The 18,580-nt window shown below is 67.2% G+C and carries 20 protein-coding genes and 1 tRNA gene; 6 read left to right on the top strand and 15 right to left on the bottom strand.

Translation table 11 applies throughout. The features are described 5' to 3' along the window. Positions 1-36 precede the first annotated feature (36 nt). Positions 37-1,206, top strand: coding sequence for a GGDEF domain-containing protein (locus BLV60_RS18185; protein WP_093056666.1), 1,170 nt, complete (start codon positions 37-39; stop codon positions 1,204-1,206). A 9-nt stretch (positions 1,207-1,215) separates the two neighbouring features. Here the strand turns inward: BLV60_RS18185 and BLV60_RS18180 are convergent, their stop codons facing one another. From BLV60_RS18180 to BLV60_RS18160, 5 genes are all read right to left on the bottom strand, one after another. Then, a complete protein-coding gene (locus BLV60_RS18180) occupies positions 1,216-2,097 on the bottom strand; it encodes a DMT family transporter (RefSeq protein ID WP_256329283.1) in 882 nt (293 codons plus the stop codon). A gap of 36 nt (positions 2,098-2,133) precedes the next feature. Beyond that, positions 2,134-2,913 carry a helix-turn-helix domain-containing protein gene (locus BLV60_RS18175; RefSeq protein WP_093056665.1) on the bottom strand — a complete coding sequence of 260 codons (780 nt, stop codon included), beginning with the start codon at positions 2,911-2,913 and terminating at the stop codon, positions 2,134-2,136. A 17-nt stretch (positions 2,914-2,930) separates the two neighbouring features. Continuing rightward, a complete protein-coding gene (locus BLV60_RS18170) occupies positions 2,931-3,176 on the bottom strand; it encodes a hypothetical protein (protein WP_093056664.1) in 246 nt (81 codons plus the stop codon). 64 nt (positions 3,177-3,240) lie between these two features. Then, entirely contained in the window at positions 3,241-4,035 is a 795-nt protein-coding gene (locus BLV60_RS18165) for a phosphodiesterase (RefSeq protein ID WP_093056663.1), read from the bottom strand. Positions 4,036-4,073: 38 nt separating this feature from the next. Then, on the bottom strand, positions 4,074-4,745 hold the full coding sequence (locus BLV60_RS18160; protein ID WP_093056662.1) for a nitroreductase: 672 nt from the start codon (positions 4,743-4,745) through the stop codon (positions 4,074-4,076). A 122-nt stretch (positions 4,746-4,867) separates the two neighbouring features. On the opposite strand from BLV60_RS18160, the gene BLV60_RS18155 reads away from it, so the two are divergent. After that, entirely contained in the window at positions 4,868-6,508 is a 1,641-nt protein-coding gene (locus tag BLV60_RS18155; protein WP_093056661.1) for a 3-(methylthio)propionyl-CoA ligase, read from the top strand. Between the two features lie 218 nt (positions 6,509-6,726). Here the strand turns inward: BLV60_RS18155 and BLV60_RS18150 are convergent, their stop codons facing one another. The 6 genes from BLV60_RS18150 to BLV60_RS18125 form a co-directional block, all read right to left on the bottom strand. Then, positions 6,727-7,155, bottom strand: coding sequence for a hypothetical protein (locus BLV60_RS18150; RefSeq protein ID WP_256329278.1), 429 nt, complete (start codon positions 7,153-7,155; stop codon positions 6,727-6,729). A 358-nt stretch (positions 7,156-7,513) separates the two neighbouring features. Next, positions 7,514-7,990: a copper chaperone PCu(A)C gene (locus BLV60_RS18145; RefSeq protein WP_093056659.1), complete on the bottom strand. Its 477-nt coding sequence runs from the start codon at positions 7,988-7,990 to the stop codon at positions 7,514-7,516. A 33-nt stretch (positions 7,991-8,023) separates the two neighbouring features. Beyond that, entirely contained in the window at positions 8,024-8,641 is a 618-nt protein-coding gene (locus BLV60_RS18140) for an SCO family protein (RefSeq protein ID WP_093056658.1), read from the bottom strand. A gap of 117 nt (positions 8,642-8,758) precedes the next feature. Further along, a complete protein-coding gene (locus BLV60_RS18135) occupies positions 8,759-9,163 on the bottom strand; it encodes a DUF2946 family protein (RefSeq protein ID WP_256329277.1) in 405 nt (134 codons plus the stop codon). An 80-nt stretch (positions 9,164-9,243) separates the two neighbouring features. Then, a tRNA-Met gene (locus BLV60_RS18130) sits at positions 9,244-9,320 on the bottom strand. Positions 9,321-9,374: 54 nt separating this feature from the next. Continuing rightward, the gene (locus BLV60_RS18125) at positions 9,375-10,880 is read right to left on the bottom strand and encodes a vWA domain-containing protein (RefSeq protein WP_093056657.1); all 1,506 of its coding nucleotides are present in this window, start codon (positions 10,878-10,880) and stop codon (positions 9,375-9,377) included. A 135-nt stretch (positions 10,881-11,015) separates the two neighbouring features. Here BLV60_RS18125 and BLV60_RS18120 point away from each other — a divergent pair, with 135 nt between their 5' ends. Continuing rightward, on the top strand, positions 11,016-11,681 hold the full coding sequence (locus BLV60_RS18120; protein WP_093056656.1) for a sigma-70 family RNA polymerase sigma factor: 666 nt from the start codon (positions 11,016-11,018) through the stop codon (positions 11,679-11,681). Continuing rightward, positions 11,678-12,910: a hypothetical protein gene (locus BLV60_RS18115; RefSeq protein WP_093056655.1), complete on the top strand. Its 1,233-nt coding sequence runs from the start codon at positions 11,678-11,680 to the stop codon at positions 12,908-12,910. The genes BLV60_RS18120 and BLV60_RS18115 overlap by 4 nt, the downstream gene beginning before the upstream one ends. Positions 12,911-12,915: 5 nt before the next feature. On the opposite strand, the gene BLV60_RS18110 is transcribed toward BLV60_RS18115, so the two are convergent. Then, complete coding sequence (locus BLV60_RS18110) at positions 12,916-13,695, bottom strand: enoyl-CoA hydratase (protein ID WP_093056654.1); 780 nt, start codon at positions 13,693-13,695, stop codon at positions 12,916-12,918. A 98-nt stretch (positions 13,696-13,793) separates the two neighbouring features. Between BLV60_RS18110 and BLV60_RS18105 the strand changes: the two genes are divergently transcribed. Continuing rightward, positions 13,794-14,129 carry an SMR family transporter gene (locus BLV60_RS18105; RefSeq protein WP_093056653.1) on the top strand — a complete coding sequence of 112 codons (336 nt, stop codon included), beginning with the start codon at positions 13,794-13,796 and terminating at the stop codon, positions 14,127-14,129. A gap of 73 nt (positions 14,130-14,202) precedes the next feature. Then, positions 14,203-14,790: a DUF2325 domain-containing protein gene (locus BLV60_RS18100; RefSeq protein ID WP_093056776.1), complete on the top strand. Its 588-nt coding sequence runs from the start codon at positions 14,203-14,205 to the stop codon at positions 14,788-14,790. On the opposite strand, the gene BLV60_RS18095 is transcribed toward BLV60_RS18100, so the two are convergent. The 3 genes from BLV60_RS18095 to BLV60_RS18085 are packed head-to-tail and all read right to left on the bottom strand — an operon-like array spanning position 14,787 to position 18,525. Beyond that, positions 14,787-16,634: a M61 family metallopeptidase gene (locus BLV60_RS18095; protein ID WP_093056652.1), complete on the bottom strand. Its 1,848-nt coding sequence runs from the start codon at positions 16,632-16,634 to the stop codon at positions 14,787-14,789. The two genes, BLV60_RS18100 and BLV60_RS18095, sit on opposite strands and share 4 nt — an antisense overlap. Further along, positions 16,634-17,356, bottom strand: a complete 723-nt coding sequence (locus BLV60_RS18090; RefSeq protein WP_093056651.1) for a DsbC family protein — start codon at positions 17,354-17,356, stop codon at positions 16,634-16,636. The genes BLV60_RS18095 and BLV60_RS18090 overlap by 1 nt, the downstream gene beginning before the upstream one ends. Before the next feature lie 41 nt (positions 17,357-17,397). Further along, the gene (locus tag BLV60_RS18085; protein ID WP_093056650.1) at positions 17,398-18,525 is read right to left on the bottom strand and encodes an FAD-dependent monooxygenase; all 1,128 of its coding nucleotides are present in this window, start codon (positions 18,523-18,525) and stop codon (positions 17,398-17,400) included. Positions 18,526-18,580 lie beyond the last annotated feature (55 nt).

Raw genomic sequence — 18,580 nt, 5'->3', positions numbered from 1 at the left:
GCGCCCGGATCGGCGATGCCAACATAATCGGGCCCCATGGGCGCCCTGCCAGCCATCCTCGATCCCCGCTCCGTCATCATTCTTGCGGGGCTCATGGGCGTTGTGATGGCGCTGGTGGTGTTCTTCATGCGGCGCAGCTATCCGGCCACCATCCAGGGGCTGGACGAGTGGTCCCAGGCGCCGCTCATGGCGTTCGTGAGCACCATGCTGTTTGCGGCGCGCGGCTTCTTTCCGGACTTCCTCACGATCGTCGTTGCCAACTTCGTGCTGTACCAGGCCTGCATCCTGTACTACGCGGGCAGCCAGAAATTCTTGCTCGGGCGCCGCGACACACGGGGCTGGACGGTGCTGAACGGCTGCCTGGCGCTGGCCATGTTCTGGTTCAGCAGCGTGAAGCCCGACTTCGAGACCCGCCTGCTGCTCATTACCCTGGCGGTATCGGCGCTGTTCTTCTTCCACGCCCAGCTGTACATGCGCCACGAGGGCCGGGTGTTCGGCAAGCGGCTGATGATCGGGCTGCTGCTGGCGCAGGCGCTGGTGGCCGGCCTGCGCTTCTTGTCGGTGGTGGCGGGGCTGGCTGGCAGCAGCCTGATGGACGGCACCTGGATCCAGTCGCTCTACATCAGCATGTACTCGTTCACCGTGCTGCTGCTGTCCATCGCCGTCATCCTCATGGCCACCGACCGGGTGCACACCGAGTTCGAATACCTGGCCACGCGCGACCCGCTCACCGGTGCGCTCAACCGTCGTGCGGTGCTGGATGCATGCGGCGCCGTGTTTACCTCGGGCCGCCGGCGCATGGCGCTGCTGATGGTGGACCTGGACCACTTCAAGGACATCAACGACCGCTTCGGCCACCAGATGGGCGACGCAGTGCTGCGCGAGGCCGTCGGCCGCATGCAGCGCGCCATCGGCGACAAGGGCCTGCTCGGGCGCTACGGCGGCGAAGAATTCGTGGTGCTGCTGCCCGACGTGGGCAAGGCCGAGGCGATGGACATCGCCACGCGCCTCAAGCAGAACATCGACGAACCGTTCCCGGCCGATTCGCCGATGGCCGCTGTCGGCTCGATGGCAGTGAGCATCGGCGTGGCGGCCAGCGAGAGCGGCACGGGCAGCATTGGCGTTGACGACGTGCTGGCGCTGGCTGATGCTGCGCTGTATCGCGCGAAGGCGATGGGGCGGGATCAGGTGATTGCGGCTGCCTGAGGGTTGTTGTCAGCGCTGCACCGCACCGCTCGCCAGCACGATCCCGGGCACCACCAGCGCCAGGGCCAGCAGCACCGCACCGGTGATCGGTTCGTTCATCCAGGCTGCCGCGCCCAGCGTGGTCAGCACTGGCACCAGCGCCGCCGACAGCGACGCGCGCGGCGCGCCGAGCCGTGCGACGGCCACCATGTAGACCACCAGCCCAAGTACTCCTGCACCCACACCTTGCGTCGTGGCCTGCAGCGCGACATCGGGCCATGGAGCGCTGAGCAGCCGCCGCGGTGCGCCGGCGATCGACATCACAGGCAACAGCATCAGCGCCGACCACCCGTTCACGAACGCCGCGCCTTGCCACGGCGTGAGCCCGCAGTGCGCGAACGCGAGCGAATGCACGGCCCACAGCATGGCCGCCGCAAGAAAGAGCAGATCGCCGCGCCAGTCGAGCGAGCCGCTGCGAAAGCTCCCCGCAGCGAACAGTGCCATGCCGATGGCAATGCAGGCCAGCCCGACAAGCCTGAGGCCCTCGACCTTCTGCCTCTTGTGAAGCCATGCGCCGATGGCGGTGAAGAGCGGAAGGCTGCCCGCCATGAAGATGCCCATGTGGCTCGCGGGCACCCATTGCGCGCCGGCCAGCACCAGCAGTCCGAAGGGCAGTCCGCCGCCGATGACGAGGAGCGCGAGCACCGGCGGCGAGGCCTTCGGTGCGATGCGATTGCTGCCGAACCACAGCGGCGAGAGCAGCAGTGCGGGAATGCCGTAGCGCATCAGCGCCAGCTCCATCGGCCCGAGCGTGGTGGTCACGCCGTGGCGCGAGACGAGTTGCCAGGCGCTGCCGATGAAGGCTGCGGCCAGCGCGGCGAGCAGACCTGCAGAAAGGTTGCGATCCATCATCGCGGCGAGTCTCGCGACCGCGCCGCGCGGCGGCTATCAAATTCGTGCGCTGCCGGCCAGCACGCGGCGGGCTTCGCCCAGCGTCACGCCCACCTCGCGGCGGAACACCGCGCCCAGGTGGCTCTGGCTGCAATAGCCGAGGTCGTGCGCGATGCCCGCGAGGTTGCTGTCTCCATCGACGAGCCGCTCCATGGCTGCTGCGAGCCGCAGGTGCTGGCGGTACTGATGCAGGCTCAGGCCAGTCTGCTGCCGGAAGCTGCGTGCCAGATGGAATGGCGAGCGCGAGACCGCGTCGGCCACTTCGCGCATCGGGAGCTTCGCCTCCCGGTCGGCGGTTTCCGCGAGCAGCCGTTTCGCGCGCATGACCGCGCCCGTCAGCGGCAACTGCCGGCGCGATATTCCGAGTTCATCGACCAGTGAAGCGATGGCATCGGCACCGGCATCGCCTGCGCGCAGTTGTCGCTGTGCAGCGTGAACCCGGTACACCGACCGTGGTGAAAGCAGGCAGAACACCGGCGCCGCATCTGCGCGAGACGGCCGATGCCGGCTGACGACCATGCTGTGTCGGGCCGCGTGTGCCACCGGCCGCACCTGATAGACCATGGCGTCGCAGAACTGCATGGCGGTGAGCCCGTCGACCAGCCAGGTGCCGTTGCCTGTGCGTACATCGAGCACCGTACGGCCCACCGGGAAGATGATGCGCCGCGATTCCAGCGTGTAGGGGCTGCTCCAGTCAGGCCCCTGGTGCGCGTGGGAGCGCACGTGCTCGACCGTGAACTCGTGTCCGGTGTAGAGAAGGGTGCGTTCCTGTGGCATGACTGGATGGCCGTCGACTACTTTTCGCCCCAGCGCCAGCGCGGTGGCTCGCCCTTGATCCAGCAGACGGCGACAAGCGCGATGGTCAGGACCATGAGGGCCGCGAAGAACAGCAGGGGTTCCCGTTCGGGGCGGATGGAAAACACAGCCGTCACCACCAGCAGGCCGTACACGGCCATCACCGCCCAGCCTTGCCAGCAGTTGGGCAGGCCCCAGCCCCAGCCGTAGCGCTTGGCGGGAAACCAGTAGGGCTGCTTTTGCATCACGTCTCCTTGTCGATTTGCCGGATTCTGTCCGCTCTGCCTGAAGGGATGCTGAGCCCCGGCCTCACGCAAACGGATAAGGCCCTTGCATCTTCCCGATGTGGCTCACATGGCTCACCATGCCGTGCGCTTCGTTCCACAGGTGCAGCATGCAGCCGGGCCGGCCCATGAAGGAGGCCGGTGCCGCATCGGCGGCCAGCTGCAGCGCGATCTCGGTCGTGCTGCTCGGGCATGAACACACGACCGTGCCTGCCCAGCGCCGCAGCATGGTGCGGTGCACGTGGCCGCACAGCACCAGCTCGATGTTGGAGGCGCTGCGCACGATGGCTTCTAGCGGCGCCGCGTCCATGTAGCGGTACGTATCCATGTAGGGAATGCCGCTCATGAAGGGCGGGTGATGCAGCATCAGCAGCGTTGGCTTGATTCGGTCGGTTTCGAGCGTGCGCTGCAGCCACGCCAATCCTTGCGCATCGATGCCGCCATGGTGAAGCCCGGGAATGCACGAGTCCAGCGCCACGATGCGCACCGCATGGTCGTCGATGCAGTAGTGCAGCGCGCCTTCGGCCGGCAGGTACGCGTGGTCCGCGAAGGCTGCACGAAAGTTCTCGCGGTGGTCGTGGTTGCCGGGAATCACGAGGTACGGAATCGTCAGCTTCGCGAGCAGGTGCCGCACCTGTGCGTATTCCTCGGGCCGGCCGTCGTCGACAAGGTCACCGGTCAGCAGCACCAGGTCGGGCTTGCGGTCGAGCGCGTGCAGGTGGTCGATGGCTTCCTCGAACATGCGGTTCGAGTCGGCCACGCCCTGGTAGAACTGGCCGGCGGGGCGGATGTGGGGGTCGGAGATCTGTGCGATGAGCATGCCGCATCATCAAGCACGATCCGTTCCCTCCGGTGGACTCAGATGCCGACGAACTCGGCCACGTCGGCCAGCGGCGCGCGCTCGGTCACCAGCGCATCGAGCGGGCGGCTGCGGTCGGCATAGCCGATGGACATGCCCGTGAACAGCATGCGTTCGGGCGGCAGGGCGATGAACTGGCCGATGGTCTGCGGGTAGATCGCCCAGCACTCCTGCGGGCAGCTGTCGAGCCCTTCGCCGCGCAGCAGCAGCATCACGTTCTGCAGCATCATCCCCAGGTCGGACCACTGCGGCGGGCCCATGCGGCGGTCGACGCTGCAGAAAAGCGCGAGCGGCGCGCCGAAGAACTGGTAGTTGCGCGCAAACCATTCGCGGCGCGCGGCCTTGTCTTCGCGCGGAATGCCCAGGCGCGCATACATTGCCTCGCCCACGGCGAAGCGGCGGTCGCGATACGGCGCTGCAAGCTCGCGCGGGTAGATGTCGTACTCGCTGCCTTCGCCGGTGGGCGCCTCCTGCACGCGCGTGCGCATGATCGTCTTGAGCTCGGCGAGTTTTTCTCCGCCCACCACATGCAGATGCCATGGCTGCAGGTTGCCGCCGGAAGGCGCGCGCAGCGCCTGCTCGACGACGCGGCGGATGACGTCGCCTGGCACCGGCGTGTCGAGAAAGTCGCGCACCGAGCGGCGGGTGGTGATGGCGTCCTGAACGTTCATGCAAAAGTCCTCTTGAAAGGCCATGCTAGGGGCAACCCTCGAACGACCTCAATCGTCCGTTCCGACGATGCGGCGCTGAGTGGCGGCTGCCTAGCATCGCCCCAGCGTACAGGAGACAAAACATGTTCGGATTGATGCAAGACCGCCCGCTGCTGATCTCGTCGCTCATCGATCACGCAGCCACCTTCCACCCGCATGCCGAAGTCGTGGGTCGCACGGTGGAGGGGCCGGTGCATCGCACCAACTACGCGGAGATACAGCGCCGCGCCAAGCAGGTGGCCAACGCGCTGAAGACGCTGGGCATCGAACCCGGCGACCGCGTGGGCACGCTCGCGTGGAACACTTATCGCCACCTCGCGCTGTACTTCGGCGTGTCGGGTTCTGGCGCGGTGCTGCACACGGTGAACCCGCGGCTCTTTCCGGAGCAGGTCGACTACATCGTCAACCACGCCGAAGACAAGGTGCTGTTCTTCGATGCCAACTTCGCTCCGCTGGTCGAGAAGCTCGCGCCCGGCCTGAAGTCGGTGCGCGCCTTCATCGCGATGACCGACCGCGCCCACATGCCCGCCATCGACGTGCCCAACCTGCTGTGCTACGACGAGCTCATCGGCGCGCAGAGCGAGACCTACGCCTGGCCCGAGTTCGACGAGCGCACTGCCTCGTCGCTTTGCTACACCTCGGGCACCACCGGCAACCCGAAGGGCGTGCTGTATTCGCACCGCTCGACCGTGCTGCACTCGCTGATGGAATGCGCGCCCGACACCTTCGGCGTCAATTCGCAGATGACGCTGCTGCTCGCGGTGCCCATGTTCCACGCCAACGCCTGGGGCATGCCGTATGCGGCGGCGATGGCCGGCGCGAAGCTGGTCATGCCCGGCCCGCACATGGACGGCCAGAGCCTGTACGAGCTGATGCGCGACGAGAAGGTCGGCTTCTCGCAGGCCGTGCCGACCATCTGGCTCATGCTGTTCCAGTACTTCGACGCACACCCCGAAATCGACACGCGCGCCATTGGCCTCAAGCGCATCGGCGTGGGTGGCGCGGCCACGCCGCGCAGCATGATCGAACGCTTCGAGCGCGACTTCGGCGCCGACTTCGTGCAGGGCTGGGGTATGACCGAGACCAGCCCCATCGGCGTGATCGGCAACCTGCTGCCCAAGCATTTGTCGATGCCGAAAGAAGAACAGATGCGCGTGAAGATGCGCCAGGGCCGCGGCGTGTGGGGCGTGGAGCTGAAGATCGTCGGCGAGGACGGCCAGCGCCTGCCGCACGACGGCAAGGCCTTCGGCCATTTGCACGTGCGCGGCCCATGGATTGCGAGCGGCTACTTCAAGAGCGAGGGCGGCCCGGTGCTCGACGCCGAGGGCTTCTTTCCGACCGGCGACGTCGCCAACATCGACGAAGACGGCTACGTGCAACTGGTCGACCGTGCGAAGGACGTCATCAAGTCGGGTGGCGAATGGATTTCTTCCATCGACCTGGAGAACGCCGCGAGCATGCACCCGGCCGTGGCCGAAGCGGCGGTGATCGGCATTGCGCATCCGAAGTGGCAGGAGCGTCCGCTGCTCATCGTGGTGAAGCGTGCTGGCGCCGAAGTCACTCGCGAGGAACTGCTCACTTTCCTCGCGCAGCGCGTCGTGAAGTGGTGGCTACCGGAAGACGTGGTCTTCGTCGACACGCTGCCGCATACAGCCACCGGCAAGCTGCTGAAGACCAAGCTGCGCGAGCAGTTCAAAGGTTACGTTGCGACGACATCTGTTTGACGGTTTGATGACTTGTTAGATTTTTCTGTGGACAACTCTGTGAGTTGTGGGTGGAGGCGCAGAGGCGAAGCGAGGATTGGCGTGGCTTCCCATCACGTTGCCTGTTGAATAGGCAGCCCTTCGATGGGGGAGGCCGAAAGGCATAGGGTGGGCGCGTATGTATACAAACAGGAGGGGCAGCCGGCATCGACTCCCTCCGAAAACCAGACACCGCGAAACTAGCTGGTGCCCCGCGCCAGTTGAGCCCGCCCGAACGGCGTGATACGCCGGATCACCGCCAGCTCCTGCGGCTCGCGGCTGTCCTTCCACGCCAGCACCGGGCTGATCGCGGCATCGACGAACCCGGCCTGCTTCAGCGCCTCGATGCAGTTGATCTCCTGCGCGTCGTCCACGCGAAGCGGGAATGTCGAACGTTCGATCATGCGCAGGTAGTGCATCGGTTCGATGCCCGTGCGTGCCGGCTTCGGTGGCGCGTCGGTGTTGCTGGCGTTGCGACCGCGCAGGTTGTCGATCTCGGCGTGCCCCTCGTCGGTGATGCAGACCACCAGCGCCGCCTGCGCCAGCCTGTAGCTGCCTCCGGTGTCGAAAGCCGGGTCGATGGCGGCCTCGATCAGGCCGGTTGCTTTCAGGACGGAAACGCGTCGCACGTCCTGCGCGTCCGTCACGTGCATTGGCAGGCGAGCATGCTCCAAATGAAGAAGGTAACTGAGCGGCACCGAAGATCCCCTGTCTACGTATCCCTCGGCCCTCATGCCGCGTCATGCCGTCCAGCCAAAGCAGGGGCAGCAAGAACGCCCCCGACTTCCTGGACAACTCATGCGCCCCGGACCAATCCAGCCCGCGAGGGTGTTGGTCGAGAAGGGTGTGAATTGTGAATATTTGTCAACAATTCTTGTAGGACGGCCGGTCGAGCGCCATCACCGAAACAGGGTATTTCCTCTGGCCGGGTTCTGGGGTTTCAGGATCGGCTGCGTTGGCGCGGCCGACCCTCGACGCGTTCGCTCCTCAGTGCTTGTGGCTACCGTGCCCCGCGGGTTGCGCAGAGGCATTGAGCGCCCGCACCGGCGCCTTCACCTCGACCGATTCGCGCTTGCCGTCCTTGCCTTCGAAAACCAGCGTGAGCGGCACGGTGTCGCCTTCCTTCACCTGCTGCTTGAGGTCGAGCAGCATCACGTGATAGCCGCCGGGCTTGAGCTCGACGGTCTTGCCGGCGGGCAGGTCGAGCGCAGGGATCTGGCGCATGCGCATCACGTTGTCCTGCATGGCCATTTCGTGCACCTCGACGATGGGCGTGACGGGCGAACTGGCCGAGACCAGTTTGGTGTCTTTCGCGGCGCTGAGCTGCATGAACGCGCCGGTGGCCTTCTGCTGCGGCACGGTGGCGCGCACCCACGCGTCCTTGATGGTGACCTGGGCGTGCGCGTGTGCGGCGAGCAATGTGGCGATGGCGATGAGGAGGGTGCGTGCGATGGGGTTTTTCATGGATGAAATCTCCTGAGGTTGAAGCGATGGAAGTCAGGCGGATGCGGTCTGAAGAATCTGGCGGAGGTCTTGCGCGCATTCTTCCGCGCTCTGTTCGTGGCGCAGCACGAGGCGGATCTTTCCCTTTGGGTCGAACACGTAGCTGAAGGCCGAGTGGTCCATGGTGTACGAGGAGCCCGTGGGCACTTTCTTGTAGAACACCTTGAAGTCTTTCGCGGTCTCGCTGGTTCGCTGCATGTCGCCATAGAGGCCTATGAAGCTGGGGTCGAAGGCCTGCGTGTAGGCCTTGAGCACGACGGGCAGATCGCGCTCGGGGTCGACGGTGACGAAGATCACCTGAAGGCGCTCGCCGTCGGCACCGAGCATCCGCTTGATCTCTGCCGCGCGCACGAGTGCTGTGGGGCACACGTCGGGGCACTGGGTAAAGCCGAAGAACATCATCACTGCCTTGCCCTTGTAGTCGGCCAGCGTGCGTTCATGGCCGTCCGCGTCGGTCAAACGGAAATCCTGCGCGTATCTGGCGCCGGTGATGTCGATGCCGTTGAAGCTGGCGGGCAGCACCTTGTCGCAGGCTGCGAGGGTCGTGAGCGCGGCGAGGCTGCCGGCGGCCAGCAGCAGGAATCGCCTTGTTGGATGGGGTGTGTGGATCATGGAAAAGCTCTCTCCGGCACGGGTGCGTGTGCCGACGAATTCATTGCAGGAACGCACGCGACGAGCGAGCCTCGCCTGGAGGCTGCGTGCATCACGCGCGCAAGAACTGAAGAAGCGTCAGGAGAGCGAAGGAGGCCCGCGCGCCGGCAGGGGCGCAGCGGTGACCGCGGCGATGTGCGCGGACGGAATCGGCTGGACTGCGCGAGCCAGCGGCATGAGCGCGGGCAGCTCGCAGGTGGGCGTTGTCACGGGCGGGGCGCCGTTGAGCACGCACAGCGGGCAGTCCATGTGGCCTGCGCCCAGCTCTTGCGCGCCGTCGTCGGTGTGCACGATGGCTTTCACCGAGCCGGCGTTCGAGCAGACCAATTCCACGGTCTGCGGATGCACGACCGGAGAAGCGATGGCCACGCCAAGCGACAGCGCGAACCACAGCAGCACCCAGCGGATCAGGCCCACGCCCGGACGCCGCAAGCCCGCGCGGGCGGCGGGCGGGTTCGGTGTGGCGAGGGAAGGCGCGAGCATCGGCGCGGATTATCGGTCAGCATGCCCGGCAAAGAAAAAAGCCTTGTAAGTCGTTGACTCACAAGGCTTTTTCGTTTTGTTGGTGGCTCTTCACGGACTCGAACCGCGGACCTGTGGATTATGATTCCATCGCTCTAACCGACTGAGCTAAAGAGCCGTCAGTGCTGATTTGCACCGAGCCCAAAATTATAGCCCAGGCTGAGGGCCCAGTTCAACCACCCGCGGGCAACTTGCCCAATTCTTCGGAAACGAGCCGCACGATCAGCTTGTCCAGCGTCTGCACCGAGTAGTTGCCGACGTCATGCACGGTCTGCGTTCCCGGGCCGCTCGCCGGATTCGTCGCTTCCTTGTAGGTCAGGAACACGAAGCGCCCGCCGGTGTATTGCGCGATCTGGCGCTGGATGTATTCGCCCTGCTTGTCGAGCCCCGATGCGCCCACGCTCAACACCTTGATGCCCTTGCCCAGCGCGGCGACCATGTCGTCGTCGTACTGCGGGCCGCCGTAGTCGAGGTGCGGCGGCGCATCGGCCAGCAGCACCACGAGGCGCGTGGTGCCGTTGCCGCGCCAGCTCATCTTGTGGACGGTTTCGTTCAGCGCTTCGTTCATTGCCTCGGGATAGTCGCCGCCGCCCGCGGCGCGCAGCGCATCGAGCACGCCCTGGAAGGCGTTGAGGTCGTTGGTGAAGTCGTGGCGGCGCACGAGAAATTCGTCGGAGCGGTCGCGGTACGCCACCAGGCCGAAGCAGGTGTCGGGGCGGCTCGGCAGCCTGGCGACCTGGTCGGCGATGGTGCGCAGCGTGGTCTTGAGCTTCGCAATCTCGTCGTCCATTGAGCCGGTGGCGTCGATCAGGAAGACCAGGTCGAGCCTGGCGCGCGCGGGGGCAGTGCCGGGTTTGCCGTCGAGCACGACATCGACGGCGTTCTTCTGGCCACGCTGCAGGAAGGCGGTGCTCTGGCGGCCGTTCCTGCGCACGGTCACTTCGTACACCGGGCTCTGCGCCTTGTCGAAGGCGTTCGGATGCAGCCAGGCGCGCCCGCCCGCGTCGGTGCGGGCCCACATGGCGGCGCCGTTCGCGGCCTGCACCGCCACTTCGGCATCGGGCACGACCGCGCCGCGGGCGTCGCGCACCTGGAGGAGGTAGCGCGCGCTGATGTCGCGCTCGCGGTGGACGACCTGCGTGCGACCGCGGAAGGCCAGGTATTCGCTGAAGTCGGCGTTGTCGTCGACCATGCCGGCGGTGACGGGTTCGTTGGCGGGGCGCGGGGCCTGGGCTGGTGGCTGAAGGCCGCCGCTTATGCGCGGCGCTGCGGGCGCGGCCGGCGCAGCAGCTTCAGCGATGGCGCTGGCGCTGGCAAGGGGCTCGGCGGCGGGTGCCGGCATTGATTTCGCGGCCGAGACCGATGGCGAGCCGGGCCGGCGCAGGCTGTAGTCCTTCATCGCGTCGGTGTCCGCAAGCTCGCGCCGGTCGCGTGCGACGCGCGCCATGCCCGGTGTCTCGTAGGTCTGGACCGGCCTCGCGCAGTGCGTGGCGGACGGTGCCTCGAAGTTCGGCACCGTCTGCGCCACCTGCAAGCGGCTGTCGGGTGCGGGCGTGGGCCAGCGCGTGGCGCCGGCAACGGCAGGGGGCTCGGTGGCGCCGCAGGCGGCCAGGAGCAGTTGGGCGCACAGCAGCACGACGAGCGGGCGGCGAAACCTGGGAACGAAAGCTTGGGTCATGAAAGCACTCCGGGTTGTTGAGTGCAGGCTGATACGGCCGACCACCGCCAGCGGGGTTGAGCTCGCCGACTTTTTTTGCCGCCCCGAACCCCGGTGCGGTCCGCCGCCCGTACAAGCTGGGGTGAAAATCCTTCGATGTCCGCGCTTCCCCGCGCCCCTTCCGCCAAGAACGCCCCCGAGCGCCAGGCCATGCCCGACGACCAGTTGATGCTGGCCTACGCGCAGGGTGACGCCGCCGCGTTCGACGTGCTCTACGCGCGCCACGAAGGCGGATTATTCCGCTTCGTCAAGCGGCTGCTGGGCGCGCGGCTCGTGGCGCAGGCCGACGAGGTATTCCAGGACACCTGGGTGCGGATCATCTCGGCGCGCGACAGCTTCTCGCCGCAGGGCGCGACGTGGCGCACCTGGGCCTTCACCATCGCGCACAACCTGGCGATGGACCGGCTGCGCGTGAGCGGGCGCGAAGTGACGCTCGATGCGCACCCGGACGATGACAGCGAACCCGTGCCCACGCTCGACCGCGGCGTGCGCGGGGCCGTCGATGCGGCGGCGCACCCGTCGGCTGAAGAGCTGGCGTTCTGGCGCGCCGCGGGTCGCCGCCTGCTGGCTTGCCTCGACGAACTGCCGGCCGATCAACGCGCCGCGTTCCTGCTGCACCATGAAGACGGCCTGACCGTCGAGGCGCTGGCCGCGAGCCTGGAGATCGGTTTCGAGACCGTGCGCAGCCGCCTGCGGTATGGCTTGCAAAAACTGCGCGGCTGCATGGAGCGCTATCTGTCGGTGCTGGAGCAACGGGCATGAGCGGCAACAACACCGGGTTCGACGACAACAACGGCGATCTGCGCGACCCCGCGCTGCGCCGCGCGCTGGACCATGCGCCCGACAGCGATGCCAGGCCCGATCCGCGCACGCGCGACGCGATCCTGAAGATGGCGCACAACCTTGCCGAGGCGCCGGTGACAGCGAGCCCTGCCGCCAACAGCGCGAGCGCCGCGCCGTGGTGGCGCCGCCTCTTCGGCGGTGGCGGCGAGCCGCGTGCGCGCATGCCGTGGAACGCGGCTTTCGCGACGGTGCTGGTGGCTGGTTTCGTGGCGGTGCTGTGGCATCGCGAGCCTGTGCCCGATGCGCGACTCGATGGTGAAGCCCGCGTGGGCGGAGCAACTGCGCAGGCGCCGGCTCCAGTGGCGCCGGCTGCACCGGCTCCGGCGCAAGCGTCCGCGGAGGCCGCGCCTCCAGCCGAAGCGCCGGCAGCCGCCGCCGCGCCGCCACCAGTCGTTGCGCAAGCCCCCGCAGCGCCTGCCGCGGAGCAACGCGCCAAGGCCCCGGCCCCGCGCGATTCTTCTTCCCCGAAAAAGGCGGCCGATGCGGCGAGCGCAGATGCTCTCCAGCGTGCTGCGCCGAAGCCATCTCTCAAGCAGGCGGCTCCTGCGCCCGTCGCGCCCGCCGAGCCGGTCACACCTTCGACACCGCCTGCCATCGTGGCCGAGCAATCCGCACCCGCACCCGTCTTGCGCGATGAACGCCGCGAAGCCCGCGTGGAAAACGAACGGCGAAGCTCTTATGCAGCAGGAGCGCCCGCGCCGGCAGCGCCACCGCCACCAGCCGCCGCACCCGCGAACCAGGACAGCGCCAGCGCCGAACTTTCCGGCGGACTGAGTTCGACCGCGCCGGGCGCTGCCGCCAAGGCCATGACAAGGCCTCGGAGCGCGGCGGCGTCCTTCTCGGCGCTGGAGCGATGGACGTCCTTCAACTTCACGCGTTCAGGCGCCAGCGTGCGCCACGAGCGCGGCGACATCGAAGGCCTGCCGGCGCTCGTGAGCACCGTGGCGCGTTCGGCCACGTCGCCCGACGAACCGCTCGCCGCACCGGTCGAGGCGCGGCTCGAGCTGTACCGAGGCAATGCGCTGGTCGCCGTGCTGGAAATCGCCGGCGGCCAGGTGCGCTGGACATCGCAGCCCGGCGGCGCGGCTCTCGTCGGCACGCCAACAGCGCAGGCGCTCGATGCGCTGCGCTCGCTGCTTACGCGCTGATCAGATCAGGCGTTCTTGAAATCCGGCGCGCGCTTGTTGAGGAAGGCGTCCATGCCTTCCTTCTGGTCGACGGTGGCGAACAGCGCGTGGAACAGCCGGCGCTCGAACATCACGCCGTCGCTCAGGCCGCTTTCGAAGGCGCGGCTGACCGATTCCTTCGCCGCCATCACCGAGATCTGCGAGTAGCCGCAGATGATCAGCGCCGCGCCCAGCGCCTCGTCGGCGAGCTTTTCGAAAGGCACCACGCGGCTCACGAGGCCGGCGCGCTCGGCTTCGGCGGCGTCCATCATGCGGGCTGTGAGCACCATGTCCATGGCCTTGCTCTTGCCCACTGCGCGTGGCAGGCGCTGCGTGCCCCCGGCGCCGGGGATCACGCCGATCTTGATTTCGGGCTGGCCGAACTTCGCGTTGTCGGCCGCGATGATGAAGTCGCACATCATCGCCAGCTCGCAGCCGCCGCCCAGCGCGAAGCCGGCCACCGCACCGATCACGGGCTTGCGGATCGAGCGGATGGTTTCCCAGTTGCGCGTGATGTAGTCGCCTTTGTAGGTGTCGATGAAGCTGTACTTGGCCATCGCCGCGATGTCTGCGCCGGCCGCGAAGGCGCGCTCGCTGCCCGTGAGGATGATGCAGCCGATGGCGTTGTCCGCATCGAAGGCCTTCAGGGCCTGGCCCAGCTCGGTCATGAGCGCGTCGTTGAGCGCATTCAGGGCCTTCGGGCGGTTGAGGGTGATGATGCCGACCTTGCCTGCTTCGGTCCGCACTTCGATGTTTTCGTAGCTCATGGTGTCTCCGGGGGAAGGGGAAGAAAAACGCGCTTCACTATACCCAGCATGGCCGGCGCGGGTGGCGGGGCATTGCGAGTTCCCATAGAGTGCCCGCCATGAGTTCCAACTACGCCTACCTGTTCGTCGCCATCGTGGCCGAAGTGATCGCCACCAGTTTCCTCAAGGGGTCCGAGGGCTTCACCCGGCTGTGGCCCACGCTGGCCTCGGTGGTGGGCTATGTGATTGCGTTCTTCTTTCTCTCGCTCACGCTGCGCACCATCCCCACGGGCATCGCCTATGCGATCTGGTCCGGCGTGGGCATCGTGCTGATCTCGCTGGTGGGCTGGCTGTGGTTCGGGCAGAAGCTCGACGGGCCGGCCATTGCGGGGCTCGCGCTGATCATCGCGGGCGTGGTGGTGGTGAACGTGTTTTCGAAGTCGGTTTCCCACTGAGCGACCCTGCTCGGCACATGTGGCTTTCAGTTGAGAATTGTTCTCATCTAGAATGCCCGTCATGGAGTTCCCGATGCAAGAACATGCCGTGTTGCTGCGGGCCTATGCCCGCGTGCAGGAGCGCTGCTCGCGCCTGCTGGTCGAGCAGGCCGCGCTCGTCGAAAGGCTCGAAGCGCAGGTCGTGCGTTTGCGCGGCGCGCTGGTGGCGCGCGACTCGGCCATTGCCATCGTGCGCGAAGAGCTCGCGGTGCGTGCCGCCGCAGGCGGTGCGCTGCCGAAGCGGCTGAGCGCGCTGCTGTCGCCGGGCAGCAAGCGCCATCTGATGATGCCGCCCGAGCCGCAGGCGCGCGCCGACCTGCGCGAGAAGGCCGTGCTGTGTGTCGGCCATGAAGACGAGGCGCCCTCGCTCGCGCGCCAGCTGGTCGAGATTGCCGGCGGCCGCTACCTGCACCACGACGGCGGAGACGATGCGGACGATCCCGCGCTCGAAGCCAGCCTGCGCGCGGCCGATCTCGTGATCTGCCAGACCGGCTGCGTGAGCCACGATGCCTACTGGCGCGTGCAAGACCACTGCCGGCGCACCGGCAAGCCCTGCGTGCTGGTCGGTGAACCGCAGCCGATGCTCTTCGTGCGGCACCCGACTGCGGCGGAAAACGCCTAGCCGGCCAACCAGCCCGCCACCTTCGTGGCGTCGTGCGAGAACAGGCGCCAGGTGGTCACACCGACAGGCAGCACCAGAGGCAGCCTGATCAGCTTGCGGTCGCGCGCGACGATGGCCGTGCACTTCATGGCATCGCCCAGGTACAGCGCCAGGTCGTCGAGCTTGGCGATGCGCCAGGCCTGCGCAGGCTGCTGCTGGCCCTTCTTGCCGACAGCGGGCAGCTCGACGCCGATCCACTCGTCGTTCGCGGAGAAGCCGGCCTTCTCGGCCGCGCCGCCGCGCAACACCACCTTCACCTGAACGCTGCCATTGGCCTCGGCCACGCGCAGGCCCAGCGCCTGCGCCTGCTGCGAGGGGTCCTCCAGCGTGGCAACGCCGTGCGTGCGCAGCAATTGCGCGAGCGGAAGCTCCTCGGTCGAATGCACCCAGCGCGCCAACTCCGCCGCGTACGAGCGGCCGCTCACGGCCTCGAGCGCCGCTGCAATGTCGGCCTCGCTGATCGGCCCGCCACTGCTGTGCGTCCACAGGTGGCGCATTACGTCGTCGAGCGAGCCCTTGCCTTCATGGCGCAGCGTGAGGTCGAAGCAAAGCGCCACCAGCGCGCCCTTGGTGTAGTAGCTCACCGTGCTGTTGGGCGTCTGCTCGTCCTGGCGGTAGTACTTGACCCAGGCGTCGAAGCTCGCGTCAGCCACCGGCTGCACCAGTCGGCCCGGCGTCTGCATGACCTGGTTGATGGTCTTATTCAGCAGGCGCAGGTAGGCTGCGTCGTCGATGCGACCGGCGCGGCGCAGCAGCAGGTCGTCGTAGTAGCTGGTGAAGCCTTCGAAGAACCACAGCAGCTGCGTGTAGTTCTCCTGGCTGTAGTCGTAGCGCGCGAACTCGGCCGGCCGCATGCGCTTGACGTTCCAGGTGTGGAAGTACTCGTGGCTGATGAGGCCCATCAGCGTGGTGTAGCCGTCAGGCTGCTTCTTCTTTTCGCCGCGCTGCGGAAGGTCGCGGCGGTTGCAGATCAGCGCGGTCGAATGGCGGTGTTCGAGTCCGCCATAACCGTCGTCGACGGCGTTGAGCATGAACACGTAGCGGTCGATCGGCGGCTTCGGTCCGCCGCGCTTGCCGATCTTGTCGCCGTGCCAGAAGCGCATCTCGGCTTCGCAGATCGCCTTTGTGTCGGCGATCAACCTCTCGCCATCGAAGGATGCAGCGGCACCGGCAATCACGAAGCGGTGCGGCACGCCGCAGGCTTCGAATTCGGCACTCCAGAAGGCACCCAGCTCGACCGGGCTGTCGGCCAGCTCGTCGTAGCCTGATGCGTGGTAGTTGCCGAAGCCATGCTTGTCGGCCTTCAGCGGCACGAGGGCGGTGGCGCACGACCAGCGCGCGGCGTCGTCGGCCAGCTTGGGTGCGACGATCTCCAGCGCATGCGGCGCCTCGGTCTGGCCTTCTACGCGCAGGCACACGCTGGTGCCGTTGAAAAAACCGCGCTCGGCATCGAGCCAGGCGGTGCGCACCGAGTTGTCGTACGCGCAGACCTGGTAGTGCAGTACCAGCGGCTGGCCGGGCGTGCATTCGACGAGCCAGCTGCATTTGTCGAGCTGCATCAGCGCCGGCTTGCGGCGGCCCTGCGTGGCGCGCAGGCCCTGCAGGTTCTTGGCGAATTCGCGGACCAGGTAGCTACCGGGAATCCACACCGGCAACGACACGTGCTGCTGCGCGGCGGGCGCGTCGATGGTGAGCGTCACGGCAAAGAGATGCGCGTGCAGGTCCGCGCATTCGACGCGATAGCGCACGCCCGCCACGGGTGCGGCGTCAGCGGCGGTGCGCCGCGAAACGGTCTTCGTCGCCATCAGCTGGACGAAGCGGCGAGTTGCTTCTCGACCTGCTCTGCGGGAATGGCGCCGGGCGTGCGGGTGCCGTCGCTGAAGATCAGCGTGGGCGTGCCGGTGATGTTGTACTTGCGGCCGAACTCGACGTTGCGCTGCAGCGCGGTCACGTCGCAGCCGTTAGGCGCGGTGGTGGGACGGGTGCTCGACTCCATCCAGTCGCCCCAGGCCTTGCCCTTGTCCTTGCTGCACCAGATGTCGCGCGACTTGATGTTCGAATCGGGGCCGAGCACCGGGTACAGGAACAGGTACACGGTGACGTTGTCGACCGTCTTCATGTCCTTCTCGAAGCGCTTGCAGTAGCCGCAGTTCGGGTCTTCGAACACCGCGAGCTTGCGCTTGCCGTTGCCGCGCACGATCTTGATCGAGTCCTTCAGCGGCAGCTGGTCGAAGGCGACAGCGCTGAGTTTTTCCACGCGCTCTTCGGTCAGGTTCTTGCGCGATTTCACGTCGATCAGGTTGCCCTGGATGAGGTAGTTGCCCTGCTCGTCGGTGTAGAAGATCTGCGAGCCGTTCACGCGCACTTCGTAGACACCCGGAATCGGCGACTTCGACACTTCGTCGATGGCCGGGAACTGCGGAATGCGTGCGGGCAGGTTCTTGCGGATCTCGGCTTCGCCGGCTGTGGCGGCCGCGACCGCGCCCAGCGTGCAGGCGGCGAGTAAGAGGTTGCGTACGAGTGTCATCGGGAGATCCGTTGGTTCGGTTCTAAAAGAGGGGCGGGGTGTCAGGCCTTCAGGCCCATGGCCTGCGCCGTGATCCAGCGCTTGACGAGGCGCGTGCGGTCGAAGCCGCGCATGCCCCAGTTGCGCAATGCAGGAAGCGGACCCAGGTTGTGCGCAAAGAGTTGCTGCAGCCCGTCGGTCGCCAGGCTCATCTGCAGCACGTCGGCGCGGCGGGCGCGTTCGTAGCGGCGCAGCAGGCGCGCATCGCCCACGCTGCGCCAGTAGTCGCGGTTCTTGATCACGTCGGCCAGCGCGGCCGCATCGGCCAGGCCCAGGTTCAGGCCCTGGCCCGCGAGCGGGTGCACCGTGTGGGCCGCATCGCCCGCCAGTGCCCAGGAGCGAGTCGGCTGCCCGGGCATGGCGCCGGTCCAGCGGTCGGCGATGGCGCGGGCCAGCGGCCAGGCGCCGCGCTTGCTCGTGAGCTTGAGCGCGCCGAGCGCGTTGTGGCTGGCTTCGGTGATGCCGGCGTTGAATTCGTCGTTGCCCTGCGCGAGCAGTTCTGGCGCGCGCAACTGATCGACCGACCACACCAGCGCGACCGTCTTGCCGTGCGCGCCGCCGAGCGGCAGCAGCGCGAGCACTTCGCCCTTGTCGTTGAACCACTGGCGCGCGATGCCGTCGTGCGACTGCTCGGCCTCCAGGCGCGCCGCGATCGCATGCTGCGGATAGCGCGTGACCTCGTAGCTCACGCCGAGGGCTTCGCGCGTGGTGCTGGCCTTGCCTTCGCACACCACGGTGAGCGGGGCTGCCACCGGCTCGGTCACCACTTCGATCAGGGGCTGGAAGCGCACTGCGTCGGCCAGTTGCTGTTCGAGCGCGGGCACGTCGACGATCCAGGCCAGCGCGTCGACCTTCTGGCGCGCGGCGCTGAACTGCACCCGGCCGCCTTCGTCGCCATGCACGAGCATCTCGCGCACGGCCGTGGCATGGGCCGCATCGGGCCAGGCGCGCAGCGATTCGAGCAGCGTGCGGGAGGCGGTGTTGAGCGCGTAGGCGCGGATGTCTTCCTTGCCCTGCGTGGCCGGCGGCACCACCAGCGCGACACGCACACGCTCGCGCGCGAGCAGCAGGGCCAGCGTACGGCCAACGATGCCGGCGCCGCGAATGCAAACTTCTGGGGGGAGGGCCATGAATCGATTGTAGGAGTTGCCCGCCAGCCCGCGCCCGGCGCCTTTCCCCCGGGGT

The sequence above is a fragment of the Variovorax sp. YR634 genome, assembly GCF_900106655.1.
GTDB lineage: Bacteria > Pseudomonadota > Gammaproteobacteria > Burkholderiales > Burkholderiaceae_C > Variovorax.
Note: the sequence above shows the minus strand (reverse complement) of the source record. Positions and strands in the feature narration are given on the sequence as shown.